Consider the following 876-nt stretch of genomic DNA (forward strand, 5'->3'; position numbering starts at 1 on the left):
CCCCCGGACACACCGAGCCCACAACCCGGCATCACCACCCAGCCGGAGCAGACGCCCGTCGAACTTCCCGGCGGGAACACAACGACGCAGCCGCACTCCCCGCGCCGGCCCGCCTGACGACCGGGCCTGGGAGTCAGCCCGCCTGACGACAGGGATGGGCCGCCCCGCCGGCTGCCGGAAGACGGGCCGGCATGGGCGACAGCCTCACCGCCGGGAAGTGCCGTCCAGCCGGGTCGCGCCAGCCGACGGCCGCCGGAAGCTGCAGTCCACACAGGCGGGGTCACGCGCCACCGACAGTGTGCGGACGTCCAGATCCCACAGATCGGCGACGAGCAGCCGGCCGGCGGCCGGCTCGCCGAATCCGGAGACGAGCTTGATGACTTCCATCGCCGCGAGGCACCCAACCGTCCCCGCGACCGCTCCGAAGACGGGAAACCCCAGGGGGTCCCATTCTGGGTCGCCCTCGGCGAAGACGCACCGCAGACACGGACCGTCCCCGGCGACGGTGAGCAGCTGGATCTCGGTGGCGTTCATCGCCGCGACGACCAGAGGCACCTCCGCACCCAGGCACATCCGGTTGATCTGGAAGCGTTCGGGGAAGTTGTGGCGGGCGTCGATCACGACGTCGGCAGCGGCCACCAGCTCGGGGAGCATCGGGTCGAACAGGTCCCGGTCCCAGGTCTCCACCACGACGTCCGGGTAGTGCAGACTCAGGGTTTCCGCGGCGATCACGACTCGGGACTCGCCGATGCGGTCGGGGCGCATCAGGGTCTGGCGGTTCAGATCGGGCTTCTCCAACGGGCCGGGATGGACCAGCACCAGGCGCCCGACGCCGGCGGCGGCGAGATAGGTGGTGGCGGCTCCGCCCACCCCTCC

The 876-nt window shown here is 71.7% G+C and carries 1 protein-coding gene; it reads right to left on the reverse strand.

Features of this window, described 5'->3' with window-relative positions:
- Positions 1-204: 204 nt before the first annotated feature.
- On the reverse strand, positions 205-876 hold a 672-nt coding region (locus NBZ83_RS32370; protein WP_261576541.1), incomplete at its 5' end, for a HesA/MoeB/ThiF family protein.

Origin of the sequence: Frankia gtarii (genome assembly GCF_025403375.1) — a bacterium.
Lineage (GTDB): Bacteria > Actinomycetota > Actinomycetes > Frankiales > Frankiaceae > Frankia > Frankia gtarii.